We start from the raw sequence: 21,703 nt of genomic DNA, 5'->3' as shown, positions 1-21,703 counted from the left end.
ATTTTGGCCGGTTGAAGTTTCCTCGCGCGTCAACATACGCGCCTCTCGCCCAGAGGAAAGATTGACCTCGCGTCAAGGATTTCAGGCTCTTATGCGCGCCTGCGAGCAGGTCCGAAGGGCGCGTCATGGCCAAGGCGATATTTCAGAAGAACCAGCGTGTTTGGGTCGAGAGCGTCGGCGCCTGGGCGGTGATCGAGAAGCTGGTGCCGGTCTGGGCCCGCGGCTTCGACGAGCCTGTTCGGGTGAGCTATGACGTCGGCCTGGGCCGCGAGTTCCAGGCCCATGAGCTGAGGCCCGAGCAGGAGAGCGACGATATCCTGGCCGAGGACGGCGCCCACTGGCGGCTGCTGCGTGCGCGCAACAAATGGCAGACGCCCGACAATTGCCGGCACCATCCCTATCCGGGCAGCTACCCGGTGGTGGTCACCGACGCCAACGACTGGGGCGGCTGGCGCACCCCCGGCGCGGAATACGACCGCGATCCGCACAAGATCGAGTTCCAGGCGAGACTCATCACCTCGGCCCCGCGCCTGCTGTCCATCGCGCGGAGTCTGATGGCGATGATCGAGGAGTCGCCAGGCGCGCCGCCGGAACTGCAGCGCCTGGCCGAACAGGCCCTGAAGGTGGATCAGTACCTGAAGGAAGTCCCCGCCAGCGTGGATGAGCCGATGGCTGAACCGGCCACCCACGCCGCGGAATAGGCGCGCCTAGAACTTGTAGCCGAAGCCGGCCGAGACCACCCACGGGTCGAGCTTGACCTTGGACTTCAGGGCGCCGCCATTGATCTTGGCGTCGGTCTCGAAGAACACCTTCTTGACGTCGAGGTTGGCGCTCCACGGCCCCTTGACCGCGACATCCACGCCGGCCTGCAGGGCGTAGCCGAAGCCGTCCTTCAGCTTCACGTTGAAGCCGTTCTGATCCTTGCCGTTGTAGAACAGCATGTAGTTCACGCCGGCGCCCACATAGGGGCTGACCTTGGAGGTCGGCGCGAAGTGGTACTGCAGCGAGACGATGGGCGGCAGGACCCAGGTCTTGTGGACGGTGACGTCCACGCCCGTGCCCTGGGCCTTGATGGCGTGCTGGGTCGTGCCGGCGATGACCTCGACGGCCACGTGATCGGTGAGGAAGTAGCTCAGGCCGATGGTCGGCTTGATGTCGTCCTTGACGTCGACGTGCAGGCCGGTGGCCACGCCGCCCGCGGTGGTGATCGCGTCGTCGGCGGTGGGCGAGACGTCCGTGGCCCGGACGTTCAGCATCAGCAGGCCCTTTTCCTTGACCTGGAAGTCCTGGGCCTGGGCGGTCCCGGCCAAGGCGAGCGCCGCGCCAAGGGCCAGGGCGTAGGTGGAAACTTTCATCTTCTTTTTCCCCTCAAGGCACGGAGGGAGCGCCGTGCTGGCGGGGACATCGCGCCAACCGACAAGCTCAGCTTTGACAAAACTCAAACAACTGTTTGACGTCGGTTGCGCGTGGCGCGGGCGACACGGTGGCCGCCGCGACTTTCGCAGCCGCAGCGCTCGCCCTGGCGGCCGGGATGGCCTAAATCCTTCCAGATGCGCACAGAGACTCCCCAGCCCATCCGGCTCACCGATTACCGCCCGCCCGCCTTCCGGATCGACACGACCGAGCTGGTCTTCGACCTGGCCCCCAACGCCACGCGGGTGAAGGCGCGCCTGTCCATCACCCGCAACGGCCAGCACGCCGAGCCGCTGGTGCTGAACGGCGAGCGGCTGAAGCCGATCTCGGTGGCCGTGGACGGCAGGGTCCTGGACGCGGCCGAGCGCACCATCGACGCCGAGCACCTGACGGTGCCCAACGTCACCGACAGCTTCGTCCTGGAGACCGAGGTCGAGATCGACCCGGAGGCCAACAAGGCCCTCGACGGCCTCTACATGTCCGGCGGCCGGTTCTGCACCCAGTGCGAGGCCGAGGGCTTCCGCAAGATCACCTGGTTCCCCGACCGGCCCGACGTGCTGTCGCGCTTCACCGTGTGCATCGAGGCCGACAAGGCCTTCCATCGCCTGCTCTCCAACGGCAACCTGATGGAGTCCGGGACCTTGACCGGCGGCCGCCACTACGCCGTCTGGAACGACCCCTTCCCCAAGCCCGCCTATCTGTTCGCCCTGGTGGCGGGCGAGCTGGACGAACTGGCCGACAAGCTGGTGACCATGAGCGGCCGCACCGTGGATCTGAAGATCTATGTCGATCCCGGCATGTCCGACCGCGCCGCCTACGCCATGGATTCCCTGAAGCGGGCCATGAAGTGGGACGAGGAGGTCTTCGGCCGCGAGTACGACCTGGACCTGTTCATGATCGTCGCCGTGCGCGACTTCAACTTCGGGGCCATGGAGAACAAGGGGCTGAACATCTTCAACTCGTCCCTGCTGCTGGCCGACGAGAAGACCGCCACCGACCTGGACTATGAGCGCATCGAGAGCGTGGTGGCCCACGAGTACTTCCACAACTGGACCGGCGACCGCATCACCTGCCGCGACTGGTTCCAGCTCTGCCTGAAGGAGGGCCTGACGGTCTTCCGCGACCAGAGCTTCTCCGCCGACATGCGCGGCGCGGCCGTCCAGCGGATCAAGGACGTGAAGACCCTGCGCGCCCGCCAGTTCTCCGAGGACCAGGGGCCCCTCGCCCACCCCGTGCGTCCGGGGAGCTATCTGAAGATCGACAACTTCTACACCGCGACCATCTACGAGAAGGGCGCCGAGGTCATCCGGATGCTCAAGACCCTGATCGGGGACGAGAAGTTCCGGGAGGGCATGGACCTCTATTTCGACCGCTGGGACGGCCACGCCACCACGGTCGAGGAGTTCATCCGCTGCTTCGCCGACGTCACCGGCCAGGACCTGACCGACTTCTTCGCCTGGTACGAGCAGGCCGGCACCCCCAAGGTGACCCTCAGCCACAGCTACGACCCTGACGCCCGGACCCTGAGGCTCGACCTCACCCAGGAGACGGCCCCGACCCCCGGCCAGCCCACCAAGCGACCCCTGCCGATCCCGGTGCGCGTGGGCCTGCTGGACGGCGACGGCCGCACCCAGGCCTTCCTGCGCGACGGGACCGCCCTGGACGAAACCGTCGTGGTGCTGAACGGCGCCGCCACCAGCGTGACCCTGACCGGCGTGGACTCCGCGCCCGTCGTCTCGGCCCTGCGCGGCTTCTCCGCCCCCGTCACCCTGGAGACCGACGCCCAGCCCAAGGATCGCTATGTCCAGCTGGCCGGCGACCCGGACCTGTTCAACCGCTGGGAGGCCGGCCAGGACCTGGCGCGGGCCCTGATCACCAGCCGCGCGGCCGGCAAGCCCGACGAGGTGGGCGAGGAACGCTACGCCGAGGCCCTGGGCCGCGGCCTGGCCGACCAGGCCGCCGATCCGGCCTTCAAGGCCCTGATGCTGGCCCTGCCCTCGGAGGCCGACCTGGCCCTGGCCATGCGGCCCGCCGATCCCGCCGCCATCCACGCGGCTCGCGAGGCCCTGCGCACCCGCCTCGCCCTCCACCTGGAGGACGACCTGAAGCGCCTGCACATCGGCCTGCAGGAACTGGGCGAATTCTCCCCGGACGCCGCCAGCGCCGGCCGCCGGGCCCTGCGCAACGCCACCCTGGAACTGCTGGCCGCCAATCCCCGGGCCGAGATCGCCACCCTGGCCGACGGCCACTATCGGGCGGCCATCAACATGACCGACGCCATCGGCGGCCTGAACGCCCTGATGCTGGTGGGCGGCGAAGCCTTCGAGGCCGCCCTCGCTGACTTCTACGACCGCTGGAAGTCCGAGCCCCTGGTGATCGACAAGTGGTTCGCCCTGCAGGGACGCGATCCCACCGCCGGCGCCCTGGGCCGGGTGATGGGCCTGACCGCCCACCCCGCCTTCGACCAGAAGAACCCCAACCGCCTGCGCGCCCTGATCTCGAGCTTCGCGGCCAATCAGGCCCAGTTCCACGATCCCAGCGGCGCGGGCTATCGCTTCCTGGCCGACACCATCCTGGCGGTCGACGGGTTCAACCCGATGACGGCGGCGCGGCTGGTGGAGCCCCTGGGCGGCTGGCGTCGCTACAAGCCCGAGCTGGGAAACCTGATGAAGGCGCAGCTCGAGCGGATCGCCGCGACCGAGGGCCTGTCGAAGAATGTGTACGAACTGGCGACCAAGGCCCTGGCGGACTAAGCCGAGATCGGCGATTGCCGCTGAGCCGAATCTTATTGAAAATCAGACCCGTGGATATGTTGGCGCAGACCGGCGCCCACGGATTTGGCCTGGAGCGTGACCGCCTGAAATGGATACAGGTTCAGGCGCCCGTCACGCTCTAAACGTATGAGAACGAGCCTGCTTATCCGTCTCGGATGGGTCCATCTGAAGCGAACAGGCTCAAGGGAAGTCGCCACTGCATGTCCATTTCGCTGAGCCGCATCAACTTCATGGTGGTGGATGACAACATCCACGCGATCGACCTGGTCAAGACCATGCTGCGCGGCTTCGGCGTCGACGCGGTGGTGGAAGCCAAGACCATCGCCGAGGCCAAGGCCAAGCTGAAGGCCAGCACCCTGCCCGGCGCGGCGGTGATCGACATCATCATCCTCGACTACATGATGGGTGAGGAGGAAGGGGTGACCCTGGCCCGCTGGCTGCGCACCCACGAGGCCAGCCCGGCGCCCTACATCCCGATCATCATGTTGACCGGCCACGCCGACCGTCAGCGGGTCTACGCCGCGCGCGACGCCGGGGTGAACGAGTTCTGCGTCAAGCCCTTCACGCCGGCCGACCTGATGAAGCGAATCATGGCGGTGATCGACCATCCCCGGGCCTTCGTGCGCTCCAGCTCCGGCTATTTCGGCCCCGACCGACGGCGCGTGGACGACCCGAAATACAAGGGGCCGGAGCGCCGCAAGGACCGCCGCCGGAAATAGAGTCCGCCCGGGCCTCTGTGACCCTATGACTCTCGTGACGCGCGGGACGGGCTCGCCTAGACTCTGACCTTGGGTGACTCGGTTCAGCGTGAAGGAGCGGCGGGCGTTGGCCAGACGCGGGGGTGAGGACACCGAGGCCAGTCGGCCTCAGGAGCGCGACGCCGCGCCCGGCGTCCGGCCGCTGCCGACCCAAACCTTCGCGCGCATCGCCATCCTCGCCACCCTGCTGCTGCTGGCGGTCTACACCGCCTTCGCCGTCGCCAGGATTCAGCGCGAGCCGCAGATCACCACCGTCGCCAACGCCGCCCTGCCCAGCCGGGCCGAGGCCATCGCCGCCCACCTGGACGGAGAAGCCGCCACCCTGCGCGGCGGCCTGCTGGCGGCCCGCGAGGCGCTGCAGCGGGAGGGCGACGAGCCCATGGCCGCGGCCGAGAGTGGCCTGCGCGCCGCCTCCGGCGCGGCCCTGGCCGTGGCGGTGGTCTCCGACGAGGGGGTCGTGGCCGTGTCGGGCCCCGCCGGCGGCCTGGATTGGCTGGAACTGGCCAAGGGCGCTGAGGCCTCCAAGCGCGACATCTGGCTGGGCGTCACCAGCCAGACCACCCCGGCCCTCGCCGCCGCGGCGCTCGCCTCCACCAGCAAGGGCCCGCGCTGGGTCGTGGTGGCCGGCGACCCGGCCCGGCTGGGCGCGTGGCTCTCCAAGTCCAAGCCCGAGCTGATCGCGACCCCGGACGGACGGGTCCTGGCCGCCAGCCCGGCCCACGGCGTCGCCGCCGCCGACACGGTCAACGCCGCCTTCGCGATCTCGCCGGAGGAACTGAAACTGGACGGCGGCCTGAGCCGCGCCCAGGGTCCGGACGGCGCGGCCCTCGACCTGGCCGCGCGGCCGGCGCTCAGCGGCGCCCTCTACGCCCTGGCCGGGGCCAGCTCGGCGCCCCTGGAGGTCCAGACCTCCACCGAGCAGCTGGCCTGGCTGCTGACCCCCCTGGCCGCGGCCTTCCTGCTGGGCCTGCTGCTGCTCAACCAGAGCAACAAGGTGGAGAACGCCCAGAAGGCCTTCGTCGATTCCGAACAGCGCTTCCGCCTGGCCGTCGAGGCCGCCCGCTGCGGCATCTGGGAGTGGGACCTGGCCAACGACAAGATGTTCATGTCCGACGTCACCGGCGCCATCTTCGGCTGGGGCGGCGGCGGCATCGTCGAGGGTCAGCAAGTGCTGGAGCGGGTCTCCGCCGACCACCGCGACCGGCTGCGCCAGGCGCTCTCCACCGCCGCCGTCTATGGCGGCTTCGACGTCTCCTTCCGCGTGCCCTCGATGCAGGGCGGGCGGCCCACCTGGATCGACGCCCGCGGCCAGGCCTTCGGCGGCAAGGACGGCGACGGCTATTCGCGGATCATCGGGGTGGCGCTGGACGTCACCGAGGAGCGCATGGCCCAGGCCCGGGCCCAGGCCGCCGAGAACCGCCTGCGCGACGCCATCGAGAGCGTGTCGGAAGCCTTCGTCCTCTGGGACCGCAACGGCCGGCTGCTGATGTGCAACAAGAACTATCGGGCGTTCTTCTCCCTCGAACCCCGGCTGCTGAAGCCGGGCGCCTCGCGCGAGCAGGTCAACCGCTTCGCCCAGCTGGCCATCAAGCAGGAGATGGAGAGCTCCGACGGCCGCAAGGGCGTGCGCGAGGCCGAGCTCAATGACGGCCGCTGGATCCAGATCTCCGAGCGCCGCACCGCCGAGGGCGGCCTGGTCATGAGCGCCGCCGACATCACCGCCATCAAGACCCAGGAGGAGGCCCGCCGCCTCAACGAGGAGCAGCTGCAGAAGGCCGTGGTGGGCCTGGAACGCAGCCAGGAGCAGCTCTCCGAACTGGCCCGCAAGTACGAGATGGAGAAGGTCCGCGCCGAGGGGGCCAACAAGGCCAAGAGCGAGTTCCTGGCCAATATGAGCCACGAGCTGCGCACCCCGCTGAACGCCATCAACGGCTTCTCCGAGATCATGACCCAGGAGATGTTCGGACCCCTGGGGGACGCCCGCTACAAGGGCTACTCCCAGGACATCCTGTCGTCGGGCCAGCACCTGCTGGCGCTGATCAACGACATCCTCGACATGTCGAAGATCGAGGCCGGCAAGATGAGCCTGAAGTTCGAGCCCATCGCCCTGGAGGAGGTGGCCGAGGACGCCGTCCGCCTGGTCCGCAACCGCGCCGAGGCCACCGGCCTGACGCTGAGCATCGACTTCCCGCAACACCTGCCCGAGATCGAGGCCGACTATCGCGCGGTCAAGCAGATCCTGCTGAATCTGCTCTCCAACGCCATCAAGTTCACCCCGCGCGGCGGCCGGGTCACGGTGCGCGCCGAGGGCCGCCACGATCCCCTGGGCGAGCGCATCCGCATCAGCGTGCAGGACACCGGCATCGGCATCGCCGAGGACGACCTGGCCCGTCTGGCCCGGCCCTTCGAGCAGGTGGAGAACCAGCACTCCAAGACCACGCAAGGGACCGGCCTCGGCCTGGCGCTCACCAAGTCCCTGGTGGAGATGCATGGCGGTTCGCTGGACATGCAGAGCGCGCCCGGCGAGGGCACCATGGTCAGCTTCTCCCTGCCGATCCGCCAGACCGGCGCGGCCCTCGCCGGGCTCGCCGTCGCCTAGGGCTGTCCCGGCGGGCGCAGGGCCCGCTGTCCGCCGGCCGGCCCGCTGCGGGCCAGGCCCTGGGTCAAGGCCGCCCGTTCCGCGGGCGGCAGGTCGGCGGCGAAATCGACGATCCGGTCCTCCACCCCGCCCCGAGCGGTCATCTCCAGGGCTCGGGCCTCCGACAGCCGCCGCGCCACGGCGGGGCGGTCCAGAGGGTCCGCCCCCAGTTGGATCCAGGCCTCGCGGCGGGCGCGGCGGGCCTGCCGAAGCTGGTCGCCCACCCCCATGGCCTCGCCTCGCAGCATCTGGCGATAGGCGCGCCGATGCTCGGCCGGGAGGGCGTCGGCGGCGGCCCATAGCGGCTGGCGCGGACGGGCGGACGCCGGGGCGGCCTCCCGCAACCGGTGCCCCACCACCACGCCGCCCACCACCGCTCCGATCACGAAGAGGTTCAGGGCCACCGAGGCGATCAGGGCCAGGGTCAGGGCGCGCGGGCTCACCTCAAGCGCCTTCACTGCTGTCGGCGAGGTCGTCATAGGCGTTCATCGCCGCGCTGACCGCCTCAGGGGCGTCGGTCGCGGCCGCCAGGTTTCCCGACAGCGCCACCCCTAGGGCCAGGCCCGCGGCGCAGGCGCCCGCCAAGCCCGCCCCGACCCCGGCGCCCAGAAGCCAGGCCCTCAAGCCGCCCCTGCGCCGGGGCGACGGCGCGGCGGCGATCACCGCCTCACTCAGGCCGTGCGAAACGCTCAAGGGGACCCAGGCGTCGAGGATCGCGTCGAGGCGGTCGGCCTCTTCCAGGGCCCGGCGCGCGAAGTCGGGCTCCGCCGCCATCAGGGCCGCGGCCGCCTCGCGCGCCTCGGCTGGCCAGCGGGCGACCGCGCCGCCGTGGGCGTCCGCAAGCTCCAGGAACCGTTCGCGGGTCATGGCCGTCCTCTCATGGCGTCATCATATCCGAAAGCGCCGCGCGCAAGGCCCGTCGGCCCCGCGAGAGCAGGCTCTCCAGGGCCTCGACGCTGACCCCCATGATCGCGGCGGCGTCGATATTGGTCAGGTCCTGATAGTGGCACAGGGCCACGGCCTCCCGCTGGCGATCGGGCAACCCGCCCATGGCCGCGGCCACCCGGCGGCCCACATCGGCGGCCTCCAGCCCCCGGTCGGGCGCCGGGCCGTCGTCGGTCTGTTCCGGGGGATTGTCGGTGGCGATCTCGCGACGACGGCGCAGGCGGTCGTAGCAGAGGTTCAGCGTCACCCGATGCAGCCAGGTGTCGAAGCGGGCGACGCCCGGCTTCCAGCTCGGCGCCTGACGCCAGGCGCGGATCATGGCCTCCTGGGCCACGTCCTCGGCCTCGGCCGCCTCCCCGAGCATCCGGCCGGCCAGGGCCAGCAGGCGCGGCAGCTTGCGGGCCGCGAGCGCCCGCACCGCCGCCGGATCGCCCTGGGCGACGGCCGCCAACAACGCCTCGTCCGGATCGGAGTCCAAGCCTCACCTCGCCCGGCGGCGGCCTGCGCGCCCTATCCGTCACGGCCCCGGTTCTGGCGCATCGTGAGCAGTTCACCCTTGCTGAGCCAGCCGTCATGATTGCTGTCGGCCGCGTCGAAGCGGCGCTTGGAGCCGACCTCGAGCTCGGCGCGCGACAGCTGGCTGTCGCGGTTGGTGTCGCCGAGCGTCCACATCTGGGCGATGCGCGCCGCCGCGTCGGCGCCCCCGAAGCGCTGGGCCATGTCCTCCATGACCTTGCTCTCGGCCTTGCTGATCTTGCCGTCCTTGTTGGCGTCCAGCCGCGCCATCATCCGGTCGGCCTGGGCGCTCTTGAACTCGGCGAAGGTGACCTTGCCGTCGCGGTCCAGGTCGGGACTGGGGCCGCGGCCCATTTGGGCGTGGGCCGAGCCGGCCATGGCGAGGAAGGCGGCGCTGATGACAAGGCGCTTCATGGAGGGTCCTTTCGACGATCGACCGGGGCGCGGACCGTCAACCGTTCCACGGGCCCCGCGCCCATTTCCGTCGCTCAAGTTTGCACAATGATGTCGTAGGCGCGCCGCGCGGCGATCCGCGCCTTGTCGAGGCGGGTCTTCAGGGCGCGGAAGTCCCGCGCGCCGCCGGCCCGCGCCAGCAGGGCCTTGAAGGCCTTCGGTTCCTCGCTGGGATCCTCCCCATCGGCCAGGGCCACCTTCAGGAGCTGGGTCAGGTTCTGCTGCAGGCGCCAGGCGGCCTGGAGATCGGCCAGCGCCCCCTTCGGCGCCAGCTCGGCCGCCAGACAGGCTTCCAGCGCCTCGGCCGTATTGGGGGACAGGGGCCCGCCGAAACCGGCGTGAACCAGTTGCAGGAACTGGGCGGCGAACTCGATGTCCACCAGGCCGCCGGGGGAAAGCTTGAGGTCCCAGGGGCCCTTGGGCGGCCGTTCCTGCTCCAGGAGCTGGCGCATCTCGCGGACGTCGGCGGACGTCTTCTTCGCGTCGCGGGGCCGGCGCAGGGCGGCCTCGATGGCGGCCGCGGCGGCCGCGGCGAAGGCGGGCGAACTGGCCCACACCACCCGGGCGCGGGTCAAGGCCAACAGCTCCCAGGTCTCGGCCTCGCGGTCGTAATAGTCCTGGAAGGCGGCGAAGCTGACGGCCACCGGCCCCTTGGTGCCCGACGGGCGCAGTTGCATGTCCACCTCGTAGAGCTCCCCCTCCCCCGTGGGGGTCGACAGGGCGGCGATCAGGCGCTGGGTGAAGCGGCCGTAGAAGACGTCGGCGCTCCACTCCTTGACCGCCGAGGCGGCGCCCTCGGCGTCGGCGCGGTAAAGGGTCATCAGGTCCAGGTCGGAGCCCGCGCTCATCTCGCGGGAGCCGCACTTGCCCAGGGCCACCACCGCCACCTGGCCGGGGAAGGCCCCGCCCAGGCGCTCGGCCTCGGCGAGGGACACCGGGGCAAGGGTGTCGATGCAGAGGTCGGCCAGGTCGGCGAAGGCGTGGCCGGCGATCTCGGCGCTGGCCGAGCCGCTCATCACCTGGACCCCGATGCGGAAGGCCTGCTCCCGATGCACCCGGCGCACGGCGTCCATGGCGCCCTCGAAGCCCTGGGACTGGGCCACGGCGGCGGCCATCACCCGGCGGTCCTCCTCGATGGCGATGTCGGAGAAGAAGTCCCCGTCCAGCATGGCGTCCAGGGCGGCGGGCCGGCGGGCCAGGGTGGTGGCCAGGCGCGGGGCGTAGGCCATCACCTGGACGATCAGCTCGAAGAGTTGTGGCTGGGCCAGGAACAGGGACTGGAGCTGGACGCCGGAGGACAGCTTGCCGAAGAAGTCGCTGAACCGGTTGAAGGCCATGTCCGGCGCGCCGGTGGCGTTGGCCGCCTCCAGCAGGCGCGGGGCCAGGCGGGTGAAGAGCTCGCGGCCCCGCTCGGTGCGGGTGGCCGAGATGTGGCCGTGGTGCCAGCTGCGAATGGTCTGGGAGACCCGCGCCGGCTGGGAAAAGCCCATGCGCGACAGGGTCGCCAGGGTCTCCGGATCGTCGTCCACGCCGGTGAAGATCAGGCTGCCGAAGCGGGACGAGAGCTGCTCCTCGTCGGGGAAAAGCTCGCCGTAGCGGCGGTTGACGGTCTTGAGGGTCTTCTCGATGGCGGTGTCGAAGGCCCGCAGCTTGGCGTAGCCGGTCAGGGCTCCGACCCGCTGGCGGTCGGCATCGGACTCCGGGAGCTTGTGGGTCTGCTCGTCGGCCAGCATCTGGATGCGGTGCTCCACGGCGCGGAGCGTGTGGTAGCCCTCGGTCATCTCCTCGCAGGCCTTGGCCCCGACGTGGCCGGCCTCATGGAGGGCGCGCAGGGCGTCGAGGGTGCGCCGCGAGCGCAGGTCGGGGTGGCGGCCCCCCAGGATCAGCTGCTGGGTCTGGACGTAGAACTCGATCTCCCGGATCCCGCCGCGCCCCAGCTTGAGGTCCATCCCCTTGGCGGTCAGGCGGTCGTCGACCTTGTGGACGTGGATCTGGCGCTTGATGGAGTGGATGTCGGCGATGGCGGCGAAGTCGAGGTTCTTGCGCCAGACGAAGGGGGTCAGCTCGGCGAGGAAGGCCTCGCCGCGGGGGATGTCGCCGGCGCAGGCGCGGGCCTTGATGAAGGCCGCCCGCTCCCAGTTCTGGCCGACGCTCTCGTAGTAGTCCATGGCCGCGGCGACCGGCACGGCCAGGGGCGTCGAGGAGGGGTCGGGGCGCAGGCGCAGGTCGACGCGGAAGACGTAGCCGTCGCCGGTCTTGTCCTGCATCAGCTCCGAAAGCTTGTTGGTCAGGCGGACGGCGAAGCCCTGGGTCTCGTGGCCGTCGGCCAGCGGCAGGAGCTCGGGCTCGTAGAAGACCGAGATGTCTATGTCGCTGGAATAGTTGAGTTCGTAGGCGCCGTGCTTGCCCATGGCGATGCAGAAATAGCCGGGAACCGGGCCGGCGGGACCGGTCCCCAGGGCGCTCTGGCGGCCGGCCTCGACCTCGGAGCGGGCGGCCACGGTGAGGGCCGCGGTCAGGGCGGCGTCGGCGAAGCGGGCGAGCGCCCCGGTGACGGCGTCCAGGTCCCAGACGCCCCCCAGGTCGGCCAGGGCGATCAGCAGGTGGGCCTCGGCCTTGAGGGTGCGCAGGCCCACCTTGGCGGCGTCCCAGGGGGCGTCGGAGAGGGCCGCGGTGCGGACCAGCAGGTCCTCGAAGCGGGCCTGGGGTTCGGCCTCCAGCAGGACCTTCAGGCGGGCCAGGTCGCGGCGGGCCAGGCTGGTGAGGTAGGGGGAGGCGCCGAAGACCGGGGCCAGGGCGGGCCAGGCAGCCTCCAGCAGGTCGCCCCAGCCGGCCTCCTGCGCGGCGGCGGCGAAGACGGTGCGGGCGCGCTCGGCGGCCTTGGCGTCGGCGACGGGTCCGCAGGGCTTCAGGCCGTCGATCAGTCGAGTCATCGGCACATTGTCGGTCGCCGTGGATGGAAGACAAGGCCGTTTACCAGCCGACGGTGCGCCGCGAGGTCTTGAGGGGCAAGGGATTGCGGCCGTCACGGCCGGCCTGCGAAGGCCGACAAGTGACCGTCAGGGTCCCGTCAGGTGGGCGGCGACAGCCCCGGCAGCTCCTCCGGCCGCAGCCAGCTCACGGCCGGCGCGGCCGAAAGGCGCGGGAGCAGGGTCTCCAGGAAGCGCCAGGCCTCGGCGTCCAGGCGCAGGTGATGGGTGAGGAGGCCCACCGGCTCGGACCAGGTCCGGGCCAGGCGGCGGCGGCGCAGGGCCAGCCTCAGGCTAAGGACGCAGAGGACCACGCCGCGAAAGGCCGGGACCGGCGCCCAGCGGAACAGATCGACATGGGTGTCGATCCGCACCAGGCCCCGATAGGCGCGCAGGGGCCCGCCGAAGGCCGAGACCGCCTCGAAGCCGGCGACGGGCAAGGCCTCCAGCAGGTTGGCGGAGAGCCGGTTCCAGGGGGCGACATAGATGGGCAGGACCCGCGGACGGCCCCGCAGGTCGGCGGCGGCGCGCAGCAGCTCGCCCGCCACCCAGACGGCCGGCTCCCGAGCCCGGAACTGGGCGTGCCGCGGCAGCCGCAGGCGGTTGTGGTGATCGACCCCGTGCTGGGCCACGCCGATCGGCGCCCCGGCGATCAGGGGAAATATCCCGGCGGCGGTGGGCGACGGGACGACCGAGAGCAGCAGGGGCGCCGCGGCCGCTCGGCTCAGGTCGACGAGGCGTCGCAGTTGGGGCGTCACCTCGGTGGCGTCGTCGTCGCGCCACCAGAGACGGCAGGCGCGCCCCAGGGCCTCCCACCGGTCCAGTTCCCGCGCCAGGCTTCGCCAGGCCTGTTCAGGCATGGCGGCGGAGGGCGTCGCCGGCCAGGGCGGTCTCGATGACGTCGGCGGCGGCGGCGGGCCCGTCCTCCCCGGCGATCGCCGCGGCGAAGCGGCCGGCGGCGGCGGCGGCGTCGCCGGCCAGCAGCGCCGTCAGCTCGCGGCGCATCGTCTGGACGCCAAGCCGGCGGTGCGCGACGGCGCGGCCGAGGCCGAGCCGCGCGACCCGCTCGCCATTGTCGGGCTGGTCGGCGGAGAAGGGGACGATGAGCTGGGGCTTTCCGGCGCGCAGGGCCTGGGCCGTGGTCCCCACCCCGCCGTGGTGGACGATGGCCAGGGCGTGGGGAAACAGCTCGGAGTGCGGGGCGTAGTCGGCCACCAGGACGTTCGGCGTCGGCGGCCGCGCCAGCAGGTCGCTGTCGGGGCCGGTGAGCAGGATGGCGCGCCGGCCGAGCTGGTGGGCGGCGGCGAGCCCGACCTCGTAGAAATGTCCCGGCTTCATCACCAGGGTGGAGCCCAGGGTGAAGACGATCGGGGCCTCCCCGGCCCGCAGGAAGGCGGCCATGTCCTCCGACAGGGTGGCCGGAGCCCCGTGCCGATGGTCGTAGAAGCAGAACCCGGTCAGGGCGCAGGGCTGGGGGAAGTCGGGCTGCATCGCCCCGAAGCGCGGTGAGAACAGCCCCAGGGTTCCGTAGGGCGAGAACTGGCCGTCGAACAGCGGGTTGGGACAGGGCGGCAGGCCCAGCTCCCGGCGCAGCCGCTGGAACTCCCGCGTCCAGGCCCCGGTCAGGCCGCGGGCGAGCTTGACGATGACGGCGTCCGACCGGCCCTGGGTGAGGTCCCTCAGCCGCCGCGCGATGGCCAGGCCGCTGAGCACCGGCGGCTCATGGGCCGACATGAAGGTGAAGGGCGACAGGGCCGTCGAGATCCACGGCAGGCCCCGGGTCTCGGCCGCGAGCCGGGCGGCGAAGGCCGAGGTGTGGGTGATCACCAGGTCGGCGTCGGCGGTGGCGCGGCGCATGTCGCCATAGGCGCGCCGCAGGAAGCGCATGGCGATGCTGCGCACGGCGAACTCCAGCCCGCTGCTGCCCCGCGACGCCTTGCGGACGATATCGGGGGCGTCCAGACCCAGCTCGGCCATGACCTCGGCGACGCTGGGCCGCACCGGATGGAAGCCCAGCCCCTCGTCCTCGATGCTCTGGCGGAAGTCGTCCTGGGTGGCGATCACCGGGACGTGCCCCCGGCGTCTGAGCTCCAGGGCCAGGGCGATGAAGGGATTCAGGTCGCCCGCGGTGCCGGCGGCGCCCAATACGATCTTCATGCACGCCTCCCCCGAGGGCGACAGCGGGAGAAACGCGTCCCGCAGATCACAAGCCATGCCCACGAGCCAGGGACATTGACCGAAATCATTTGCGACTCGGAGGCGGACTGGCAACCCCTAGTGGCGCTGCGCACGCCAGAAGCGGTTTCCATTTCGGGCTGTCGCGCTCCGCCCTTGACCGGAAGCTTGGCCTTGGCGACGACTTCAATCCCGCCGGGCCCCGCGGCCGGCCAGAAGGATGAGCGCTTGGCCCTGCCCGAAGACGCCCCCGAGCCGAGCCCGCCGCCTTCGCCGGGCGGCCGCACGGCCAGGCTGCGGCGCCTGGGCGCCCGCGCCTTCCAGCCCCTGTTCGCCGTCGCCATGCTGGCCGCCGCCGCCTGGGTCCTGCACCGGGAGTTCCGCGGCGTGACGGCGGCCGAGATCGGCCAGGCCCTGGGGGCGGTCCCGCCCTGGGCCCTGGTGGCGGCGGCCTGCGCCTCGGCCCTGAGCTACGCCTCGGCGACGGGGTCGGACTGGTGGGCGCTCTCCACGGTGGGCAAGCGGCTGGCGGCCTGGCGGATCTTCCTGGCGACCTTCGTCGCCTGCGCCCTGGCCAATGGCCTGGGGTTCAGCGCCGCCACGGGGGGCGCGGCGCGGCTGCGCTTCTATCGCGCCTGGGGGCTGAGCACGGCCGAGACCGGGATGGTGATCCTGCTGGCCGGGATCGCGGCCCTGTGCGCGGGGGGCGTGGCCGCCGGCCTGGCCCTGCTGCTGTCGCCGGGACTGGCGCTGCTCCACCGAGGCCTCGGCCTGCTGCTGCTGACCCCCATCGCCTTCTGGTTCGTCCCCTGGCAGGACCTGGCGCCGGGCTGGCGCGCGGTGCGGCTGAGCCGGCCGCCCTGGCCTTCGAGCCTGCTGGCCCTGGGGGCGGGCGTCCTGGACTGGGTCTTCTCGGGACTGGTCCTCTTCCTGCTGCTGCCGGACCCCAGCCTCGCCCACTTCGTGCCCTTCATCGCCATCTTCGTGCTCGGCGCCCTGGCCGGCCTGACCGCCGGCCTCCCCGGCGGGCTCGGGGTGCTGGACGCCGTGGTCCTGACCCTGGGCGGGCGGTTCGCCACCCCGCAGCAGATGGCCGCCGGCCTGCTGCTCTACCGGCTGGTCCACGCCGCCGCGCCCCTGCTGATCGCCGCCGTCGCCGTGGGGGTCCACCAGGCCCTGCGCCGGCCGGCGCCCGCGCCTGCCGGCTGAGGTCGGGGGTCTGGCGCCGTTGGGTCAGATGCTCCCCCTCTGAGCCGCCCTCCAGCCGCCGCGCATTTCCGCTGGACACCCTATCATGTGTCAGATATTTCTGACGCATGAAGACGCGCCCACCGCCGACGGGAGACCAGCTGCTGGCCATGCTGGCGGCGCTCGCCAATCCGCACCGCCTGCGGATCATCGCGGCCCTGACCACGGGGGGGCGCCGCTACATCAGCCAGCTCGCCCGCGAGATCGGCATCAGCCGGCCCCTGCTGCACCTGCACCTGCAGAAGCTCGAGGAGGCCGGCCTGGTGACCAGCCAGATGGAGCTCTCCGCCGACGGCAAGGCGCTCAACTATTTCGAGGCCGCCGACTTCGCCCTCGACCTCACCCCGGCCGCCATCGCCCAGGCGGCGGCGTCCCTGACCCCCAAGACCGAGACCTGATCCCATGTCCGAACCCGTTTATTTCCTGAGCATCGGCCTCGTCCTGGCGACGATCCTGGCCGTCTTCGCCATGCGCTATTACGCGGCCATCACCCAGGCCAAGGCGAAGCTCGCCAGCGACGAGGCCTATCGCCAGCTGTCGGAGACGGCGGTCAAGGCCCAGGCCCAGACGGCCACGGCGCTGGCCGGCCTGGAGACGACGCTGGCCGACGTCCGCAGCCGGCTGATGGCGGTGGAGAAGGTGCTGAAGGAGGTCTAGGGGGGCAGGCGCAAAAGCCCGTTACCGCAACCCTCCGGGGCAGCGCCAAAGCGGCAGCATTTGCGCCCCCTGGCCGCATCTACCGTGCTGGCGATCAAATTTAACTGTAACGGTCCGTTTTCTACGACATCTCCTTCACTCGCCTTTAAGTCGCATTTGTCACCTTGGATGGTATAAGCAGTGGAGGCATCCGCCGATGGCGACCTGGAGATGGATGCTCGCGCTAATTCTCGGCGCGGCCCTTGGCGTGGTCGTCGTGCTCCCGGCCCTGCTGATCCCTCGCATTGAGCCCGCAACCCCGGAGGTCTTGGAAAAGGCGAACCGGGAACTTGTCGCCCGTGATCTGATGGGTCGCATCGGACGGGATTTTGTCGCCGATACGCCTCCGAGCCGCACCCTCGACGGGAGCCAAGTCTTCTATGACATCCCGCTCGCCTACGGGGATGGGCTGTGTCGGATTCGGCGCTACGCTTTTGGGCATGCGATCGCCGCGGGGCTGCCCTTCACGCGAAGGGACTACCCCTTTGAGAAGCTCATTGTCGAGGACGTCTATGGCGTCTGGGCCGAGCCCGGCTCAGCTCGCGCAACAGGGGCCGACGACGATCAGGCGTGCGCCAAGTATCGGGATTTTGAACACGTGATATCGGGAGAGGATGGCATCTCGATCAGTCGCGTCGTCAACGTATTGACCCGGGCGAGCCGGGAGGCGCAGACCGGTCGGGTCAGCTTCAAGGTGACGTGCTTGGACCGGCGTCAGCCCGACACGCAGATCCCCTGCGATGGCGTCGCCCTGCTGCGCGACACCACGGCGCATGATGTGCGGCACGTTCGGAACCTCTCCCGAGGGACCGACGACATCTACGCCTCCCCTCGAACCAGCCAGATTTACAGGGACTCAGCCCAGATCGACGTGGGATCAGTCGTTCACTCATGCGGGAAATGGGAGGCGCTGACGTACGACCTGACGGTCAATCAAGTGTTCGGAAAGACCGCAGCGACGGATGGGGACCTGCTCGCAATAGACATCTATCGGGACTCCATCTGCTAGTGCGCGGCGACCGAGCGACTCGGAAAATGGGGACAAGGCATAGTTGAGTTGGCTCCCGCCTCAGGCGAGCTTGCGGGCGATGGCCTGTTTCAGCGCTTGGCTTAGGACCACTTCAGACCGCTCAGGATGAATCTGGGTCCCGGCCTTCGCCGGGATGAGCGGGGGGGGTGCGATAGCGCAGGCCCTACCCCGCCCGCGGCAGGATGAGCGCCACGCGCAGGCCCGGGCCGATCTCGCCGACCTTGCCGGGGCCTTCGGCCAGTTCGAGGCGGCCGCCGTGGGCTTCGGCGACGGCGCCGACGAGGGAGAGGCCGAGGCCGGCGCCGGGTTCGCTGCGGCTGTTTTCCAGGCGCACGAAGCGCTCGATCACCCGGGGGCGGTCCTCCTCCGGCACGCCGGGCCCGGTGTCGGTGACGGAGAACTCGATCTCGCCGGAGGAGCGGCGGCGCACGCGCAGCATGATGGCGCCGCCGGCCGGGGTGTATTTCACGGCGTTGTCGAGCAGGTTGGCCAGAGCCTGGGCCAGGAACTCCTGATTGCCGCGGGCCTGGAGGCCGTCGGCCATCTCGGCCTGGAAGTCGAGGCCCTTGTCCTCGCACAGGGGTTCGTAGAGCTCGGCGATGTCGGCGGCGAGCTGGGCCGGGTCGAAGAGGATCTGGTCGGGGGCCTGGCCGGCGGCCTGCAGGCGGGCGATGGCCAGGACCGCGCCGAAGGTCTTCAGCACCCCGTCGGTGTCCTCCAGGGCCTGGGCCAGCGCCTGTTCCGGATCGCCCTTGCCGGCCTCGACGTCGAGATAGGCCACCTCCAGCCGGGCGCGCAGGCGGGTAAGCGGCGAGCGCAGGTCGTGGGCGATGGCGTCGCCGGCGTGGCGGTGGCCGGCCATGGAGCGCTCCAGCCGGTCGAGCATCTCGTTGAGGCCGGCGGCCAGTTCGTCGAACTCGTCGCGGGTGCCGCGCACCGGGGCGCGGGCGGCAAGATCCCCGTTGCGCACGGCGGTGACCACGTCGGTGAGGCCGGCCATGCTGCGGCTGACATTGCGGCTGACCAGGACGCCCCCCAGCAGGCCCAGGACCACCACCAGGGTGCCCGCGCCGCGCAGGGCGTTGACGATCTTGCCCACATAGGCCTGGTCTTCGCTGATGTCGGCGCCGACGAAGAGGATCTCCCCACCCCTCAGGTGCTCCTGGAAGCCGCGGGCCGGGTGCTTGATCGGGCGGCCCTGGGCGTCGAAGTCGGTGACCGAGAAGCTGGCGCGGGCCGGGACGGCGTTGATGTCCTCCAGGGGCGACTCGGCGATGGAGCCGGAGATGCGCGTGCCGTCGGGCTTCATCAGCAGGTAGAGGAAGGGCCGCTCGCTGGCGGCGCGCTCGATCAGGGACTGGTTGACCGCGTCGACGCCGGCCCGGTCATAGGCGGCGACGAGGGAGTTCATCTCGCGGGTGATGTCCTGGTCGGTGCGCCGCGTCGCCTCCCCGGCGGTGGCGACATAGATATAGGCCAGGAAGGCGCTGGCCGCGGCCCCGAACAGGGCCAGGAACAGCAGGGTCAGCCGGAAGGGCGTCGTGCGGAACATCCGCGGAAGGCGCAGCCCGGGGGACATCAGGCGGGCCTCTGGGGGCGCGGCGCCTGCCCCATTCCTTGACCGTCATCCTCGGGCCTGTCCCGAGGATCCATAATCTCCGCCTGGCCGCAGGGGGCGCGGACGTCGCCGCCGAGGGCCTTCCCGACCACGGAGTCCATGGATCCTCGGGACAGGCCCGAGGATGACGATCTTGAAGGTGGGATGGGCGTGGCCACGACGTCCAACCGAGGGAGCCCTACGGCTCCAGGCGGTAGCCCGCCCCGCGGACGGTCTGCAGCATGGCGCGGTCGAAGCCCTTGTCGATCTTGGAACGCAGGCGCGAGACGTGGACGTCGATGACGTTGGTCTGGGGGTCGAAGTGGTATTCCCAGACCTTCTCCAGCAGCATGGTCCGGGTCACCGACTGGCCGGCGTGGCGCATCAGGAATTCCAGCAGCTGGAACTCGCGGGGCTGGAGGTCGATCTCCTTGCCCTGGCGGTGCACGGAGCGGCCGATCAGGTCCATCTCCAGCTCGCCGACCCGCAGCAGGGTCTGGACCGAGCCGGTCTCGCGGCGGCGCGACAGGGCCTGGACCCGGGCGCTGAGCTCGGCGAAGGCGTAGGGTTTGACCAGGTAGTCGTCGCCGCCGGCCTGGAGGCCGGCGACGCGGTCGTTGATCTCGCCCAGCGCCGAGAGGAACAGCACCGGGGTCTGGTCGCCCTCGCGCCGGATGGTCTCCACCAGGGTGACCCCGTCCATCTTGGGCATCATGCGGTCGACGATCATCACGTCGAACTCGCCCTCGCGGGCGGCCTTGAGGCCCTCCTCCCCGTCGGCGGCGCGGACGCAGGCGTGGCCGCCCTCGGTGAGGCCGCGGTCCATGGCCTCGGCCGCCTCGAGGTCGTCCTCAACGATCAGAATGCGCATGCCGTACCCCCAAATCAGTTTCCGGAGATTAGCCGGAAACCTTGATCGGCAGGAAGGTGGTCCGGCCGGCGCGCAGGACGCCCACCAGGATGCTGGGACGGCCGCCCTTCTTGGCGACGTCCACGGCGGCGGCGAACTCCGAGGCGCTGGTCACCGGCCGGCCGCCGGCCTGGGTGATGATGTCGCCCTTGCGCAGGCCGCGCTGGGCGGCGTCCGACGACTGGTCGACGCTGTCCACCACGACGCCGCGGACGGGGCCATCGATGTTCAGGCGGCGACGGGCGGCGTCGTCCAGGGGGGCGAGCTTCAGCCCGAGAACCGCCGGGAGCTGGACGGCGGGGCCGCCCTCGGCGCCGGGGGTGCGGGGCGAGCCGGAATTGTCGTTGGCGGCCAGCTCCTTCTCCGTCGGGCGGACGCCCGAGCGGATGTCGACGGTCTTGCGCTTGCCGTCGCGCAGCACCTCGACGTGCAGGGTGTCGCCGGCGCGGGCCTTGGCCACCTCGCGGGTGAGCTCCGAGGAGGTGCGGACGGTGACGCCGTTGACGGCCACCACCACGTCGCCGGGGACCAGGCCGGCCTTGGCCGAGGGGCCGCCGGGGACCAGGTCGGCGACGATGGCGCCCTTCTGGCCGGCCATGCCGTTGGCCTCGGCCATCTCGGAGGTGAAGTTCTGGATCGAGGCGCCGATATAGCCCCGGGTGATCTTGCCCCCGGCGATCAGCTGCTTGGTGATGGCGTCGGCCACGTCGGCGGGGATGGCGAAGCCGATGCCCACCGAGCCGCCCGAGGGCGAGAAGATCGCGGTGTTGACCCCGATCACCCGGCCATAGATGTCGAAGGTCGGGCCGCCGGAATTGCCGCGGTTGATGGGGGCGTCGATCTGGATGTAGTCGACGAAGGTCTCGCCGATGTCACGGCCATAGGCCGAGATGATGCCGGCCGTGGCGGTGCCGCCCAGGCCGAAGGGATTGCCGACGGTGATCACCCAGTCGCCCACCCGGGGCTTGGCGGAGTTCTCGAAGTTGACGAAGGCGAAGTCGGAGCCCTTGACCTTGAGGACCGCCAGGTCGGTGCCCTCGTCGCGGCCCACCACGACGGCGTCCAGCTCGCGCTCGTCCTTGAGCACGACCTTGATCTCGTCGGCGTTCTCCACGACGTGGTTGTTGGTGACGATGTAGCCGTCCGACGAGATGAAGAAGCCCGAGCCGGAGGACTGCTGGGTGGGCAGGCGCGGCTGGCCCTGCTGGGTGGTTCCGCCCTGGTCGCCGTCCTCGCCGTCCGGCGCGGCGCGGGGCACGATGTCGAAGGGCAGGCCCGGGATCTGGCGGCGCAGGGCCGCGGCGTCGACCTTGGAGGTGACGTTGATGGAGACCACCGCGGGGGCGACCTTCTCGAAGATGTCGGCGAAGGAGAGCGGCGCGCCGGGGGGCGGGGCGAAGATCGGCGCGGTCGAGGCCCGGATGAGCATCGACGAGTCGACGCGGTCGGCGGGGGGCTTGCCGACGCTGGCGCCGGCCACGGCCGCGGTCGCGATGCTGACGCCGGCCAGGGCGCCCCAGAGATAACCGTTCTTCTTCGAGGTCATATGCCTTCAATTTCCCTGTGGGCCCTTAGGGGGCG

General features: G+C 70.8%; 19 protein-coding genes. 8 read left to right on the top strand and 11 right to left on the bottom strand.

Going from position 1 to position 21,703, the window contains the following annotated elements; all coding sequences use genetic code 11:
- The first annotated feature begins 125 nt into the window (after window positions 1–125).
- Window positions 126–701: a hypothetical protein gene (locus tag AC1RN5_RS15430; protein ID WP_493042036.1), complete on the top strand. Its 576-nt coding sequence runs from the start codon at window positions 126–128 to the stop codon at window positions 699–701.
- Between the two features lie 6 nt (window positions 702–707).
- Here AC1RN5_RS15430 and AC1RN5_RS15425 read toward each other — a convergent pair whose 3' ends face one another.
- Window positions 708–1,355, bottom strand: a complete 648-nt coding sequence (locus AC1RN5_RS15425; protein ID WP_493042035.1) for an OmpW/AlkL family protein — start codon at window positions 1,353–1,355, stop codon at window positions 708–710.
- A gap of 195 nt (window positions 1,356–1,550) precedes the next feature.
- Between AC1RN5_RS15425 and pepN the strand changes: the two genes are divergently transcribed.
- The 3 genes from pepN to AC1RN5_RS15410 all read left to right on the top strand — a co-directional run bounded on the left by pepN (window position 1,551) and on the right by AC1RN5_RS15410 (window position 7,544).
- Window positions 1,551–4,166, top strand: a complete 2,616-nt coding sequence (gene pepN / locus AC1RN5_RS15420; protein WP_493042034.1) for an aminopeptidase N — start codon at window positions 1,551–1,553, stop codon at window positions 4,164–4,166.
- A 221-nt stretch (window positions 4,167–4,387) separates the two neighbouring features.
- Window positions 4,388–4,906: a response regulator gene (locus AC1RN5_RS15415; protein ID WP_421934996.1), complete on the top strand. Its 519-nt coding sequence runs from the start codon at window positions 4,388–4,390 to the stop codon at window positions 4,904–4,906.
- A gap of 106 nt (window positions 4,907–5,012) precedes the next feature.
- On the top strand, window positions 5,013–7,544 hold the full coding sequence (locus AC1RN5_RS15410; protein ID WP_493042033.1) for a PAS domain-containing sensor histidine kinase: 2,532 nt from the start codon (window positions 5,013–5,015) through the stop codon (window positions 7,542–7,544).
- Here AC1RN5_RS15410 and AC1RN5_RS15405 read toward each other — a convergent pair.
- From AC1RN5_RS15405 to AC1RN5_RS15375, 7 genes are all read right to left on the bottom strand, one after another.
- On the bottom strand, window positions 7,541–8,026 hold the full coding sequence (locus AC1RN5_RS15405) for a periplasmic heavy metal sensor (protein ID WP_493042032.1): 486 nt from the start codon (window positions 8,024–8,026) through the stop codon (window positions 7,541–7,543). The genes AC1RN5_RS15410 and AC1RN5_RS15405 overlap by 4 nt on opposite strands.
- 1 nt (window position 8,027) lies before the next feature.
- Window positions 8,028–8,450, bottom strand: a complete 423-nt coding sequence (locus AC1RN5_RS15400) for a hypothetical protein (RefSeq protein ID WP_493042031.1) — start codon at window positions 8,448–8,450, stop codon at window positions 8,028–8,030.
- A gap of 10 nt (window positions 8,451–8,460) precedes the next feature.
- Window positions 8,461–9,006 (bottom strand): RNA polymerase sigma factor, encoded by a 546-nt coding sequence (locus tag AC1RN5_RS15395; protein WP_493042030.1) that lies wholly within the window; start codon window positions 9,004–9,006, stop codon window positions 8,461–8,463.
- A 32-nt stretch (window positions 9,007–9,038) separates the two neighbouring features.
- Complete coding sequence (locus tag AC1RN5_RS15390) at window positions 9,039–9,458, bottom strand: EF-hand domain-containing protein (RefSeq protein WP_493042029.1); 420 nt, start codon at window positions 9,456–9,458, stop codon at window positions 9,039–9,041.
- Window positions 9,459–9,532: 74 nt separating this feature from the next.
- The gene (locus AC1RN5_RS15385; protein WP_493042028.1) at window positions 9,533–12,430 is read right to left on the bottom strand and encodes a bifunctional [glutamine synthetase] adenylyltransferase/[glutamine synthetase]-adenylyl-L-tyrosine phosphorylase; all 2,898 of its coding nucleotides are present in this window, start codon (window positions 12,428–12,430) and stop codon (window positions 9,533–9,535) included.
- 137 nt (window positions 12,431–12,567) lie between these two features.
- A complete protein-coding gene (locus AC1RN5_RS15380; RefSeq protein ID WP_493042027.1) occupies window positions 12,568–13,326 on the bottom strand; it encodes a polysaccharide deacetylase family protein in 759 nt (252 codons plus the stop codon).
- Window positions 13,319–14,623, bottom strand: coding sequence for a nucleotide disphospho-sugar-binding domain-containing protein (locus AC1RN5_RS15375; protein WP_493042026.1), 1,305 nt, complete (start codon window positions 14,621–14,623; stop codon window positions 13,319–13,321). Before AC1RN5_RS15375 ends, AC1RN5_RS15380 begins: the two co-directional genes overlap by 8 nt.
- A 246-nt stretch (window positions 14,624–14,869) precedes the next feature.
- Here AC1RN5_RS15375 and AC1RN5_RS15370 point away from each other — a divergent pair, with 246 nt between their 5' ends.
- From AC1RN5_RS15370 to AC1RN5_RS15355, 4 genes are all read left to right on the top strand, one after another.
- Complete coding sequence (locus AC1RN5_RS15370; RefSeq protein ID WP_493042025.1) at window positions 14,870–15,850, top strand: lysylphosphatidylglycerol synthase transmembrane domain-containing protein; 981 nt, start codon at window positions 14,870–14,872, stop codon at window positions 15,848–15,850.
- A gap of 107 nt (window positions 15,851–15,957) precedes the next feature.
- On the top strand, window positions 15,958–16,287 hold the full coding sequence (locus tag AC1RN5_RS15365) for an ArsR/SmtB family transcription factor (RefSeq protein WP_493042024.1): 330 nt from the start codon (window positions 15,958–15,960) through the stop codon (window positions 16,285–16,287).
- 4 nt (window positions 16,288–16,291) lie between these two features.
- Window positions 16,292–16,546, top strand: coding sequence for a hypothetical protein (locus AC1RN5_RS15360; protein ID WP_493042023.1), 255 nt, complete (start codon window positions 16,292–16,294; stop codon window positions 16,544–16,546).
- A gap of 196 nt (window positions 16,547–16,742) precedes the next feature.
- Window positions 16,743–17,594, top strand: a complete 852-nt coding sequence (locus AC1RN5_RS15355; RefSeq protein WP_493042022.1) for a hypothetical protein — start codon at window positions 16,743–16,745, stop codon at window positions 17,592–17,594.
- 184 nt (window positions 17,595–17,778) lie between these two features.
- Here the strand turns inward: AC1RN5_RS15355 and AC1RN5_RS15350 are convergent, their stop codons facing one another.
- From AC1RN5_RS15350 to AC1RN5_RS15340, 3 genes are all read right to left on the bottom strand, one after another.
- A complete protein-coding gene (locus AC1RN5_RS15350; RefSeq protein WP_493042146.1) occupies window positions 17,779–19,182 on the bottom strand; it encodes a sensor histidine kinase in 1,404 nt (467 codons plus the stop codon).
- Window positions 19,183–19,411: 229 nt separating this feature from the next.
- The gene (locus tag AC1RN5_RS15345) at window positions 19,412–20,083 is read right to left on the bottom strand and encodes a response regulator transcription factor (RefSeq protein ID WP_421934982.1); all 672 of its coding nucleotides are present in this window, start codon (window positions 20,081–20,083) and stop codon (window positions 19,412–19,414) included.
- Between the two features lie 28 nt (window positions 20,084–20,111).
- A complete protein-coding gene (locus AC1RN5_RS15340) occupies window positions 20,112–21,668 on the bottom strand; it encodes a Do family serine endopeptidase (protein ID WP_493042021.1) in 1,557 nt (518 codons plus the stop codon).
- Window positions 21,669–21,703 lie beyond the last annotated feature (35 nt).

The organism is Phenylobacterium sp. GW821-FHT12F10, from assembly GCF_058806695.1.
The sequence above is the reverse complement of the archived record's forward strand: the minus strand, read 5'-3'. Positions and strand labels throughout refer to the sequence as shown.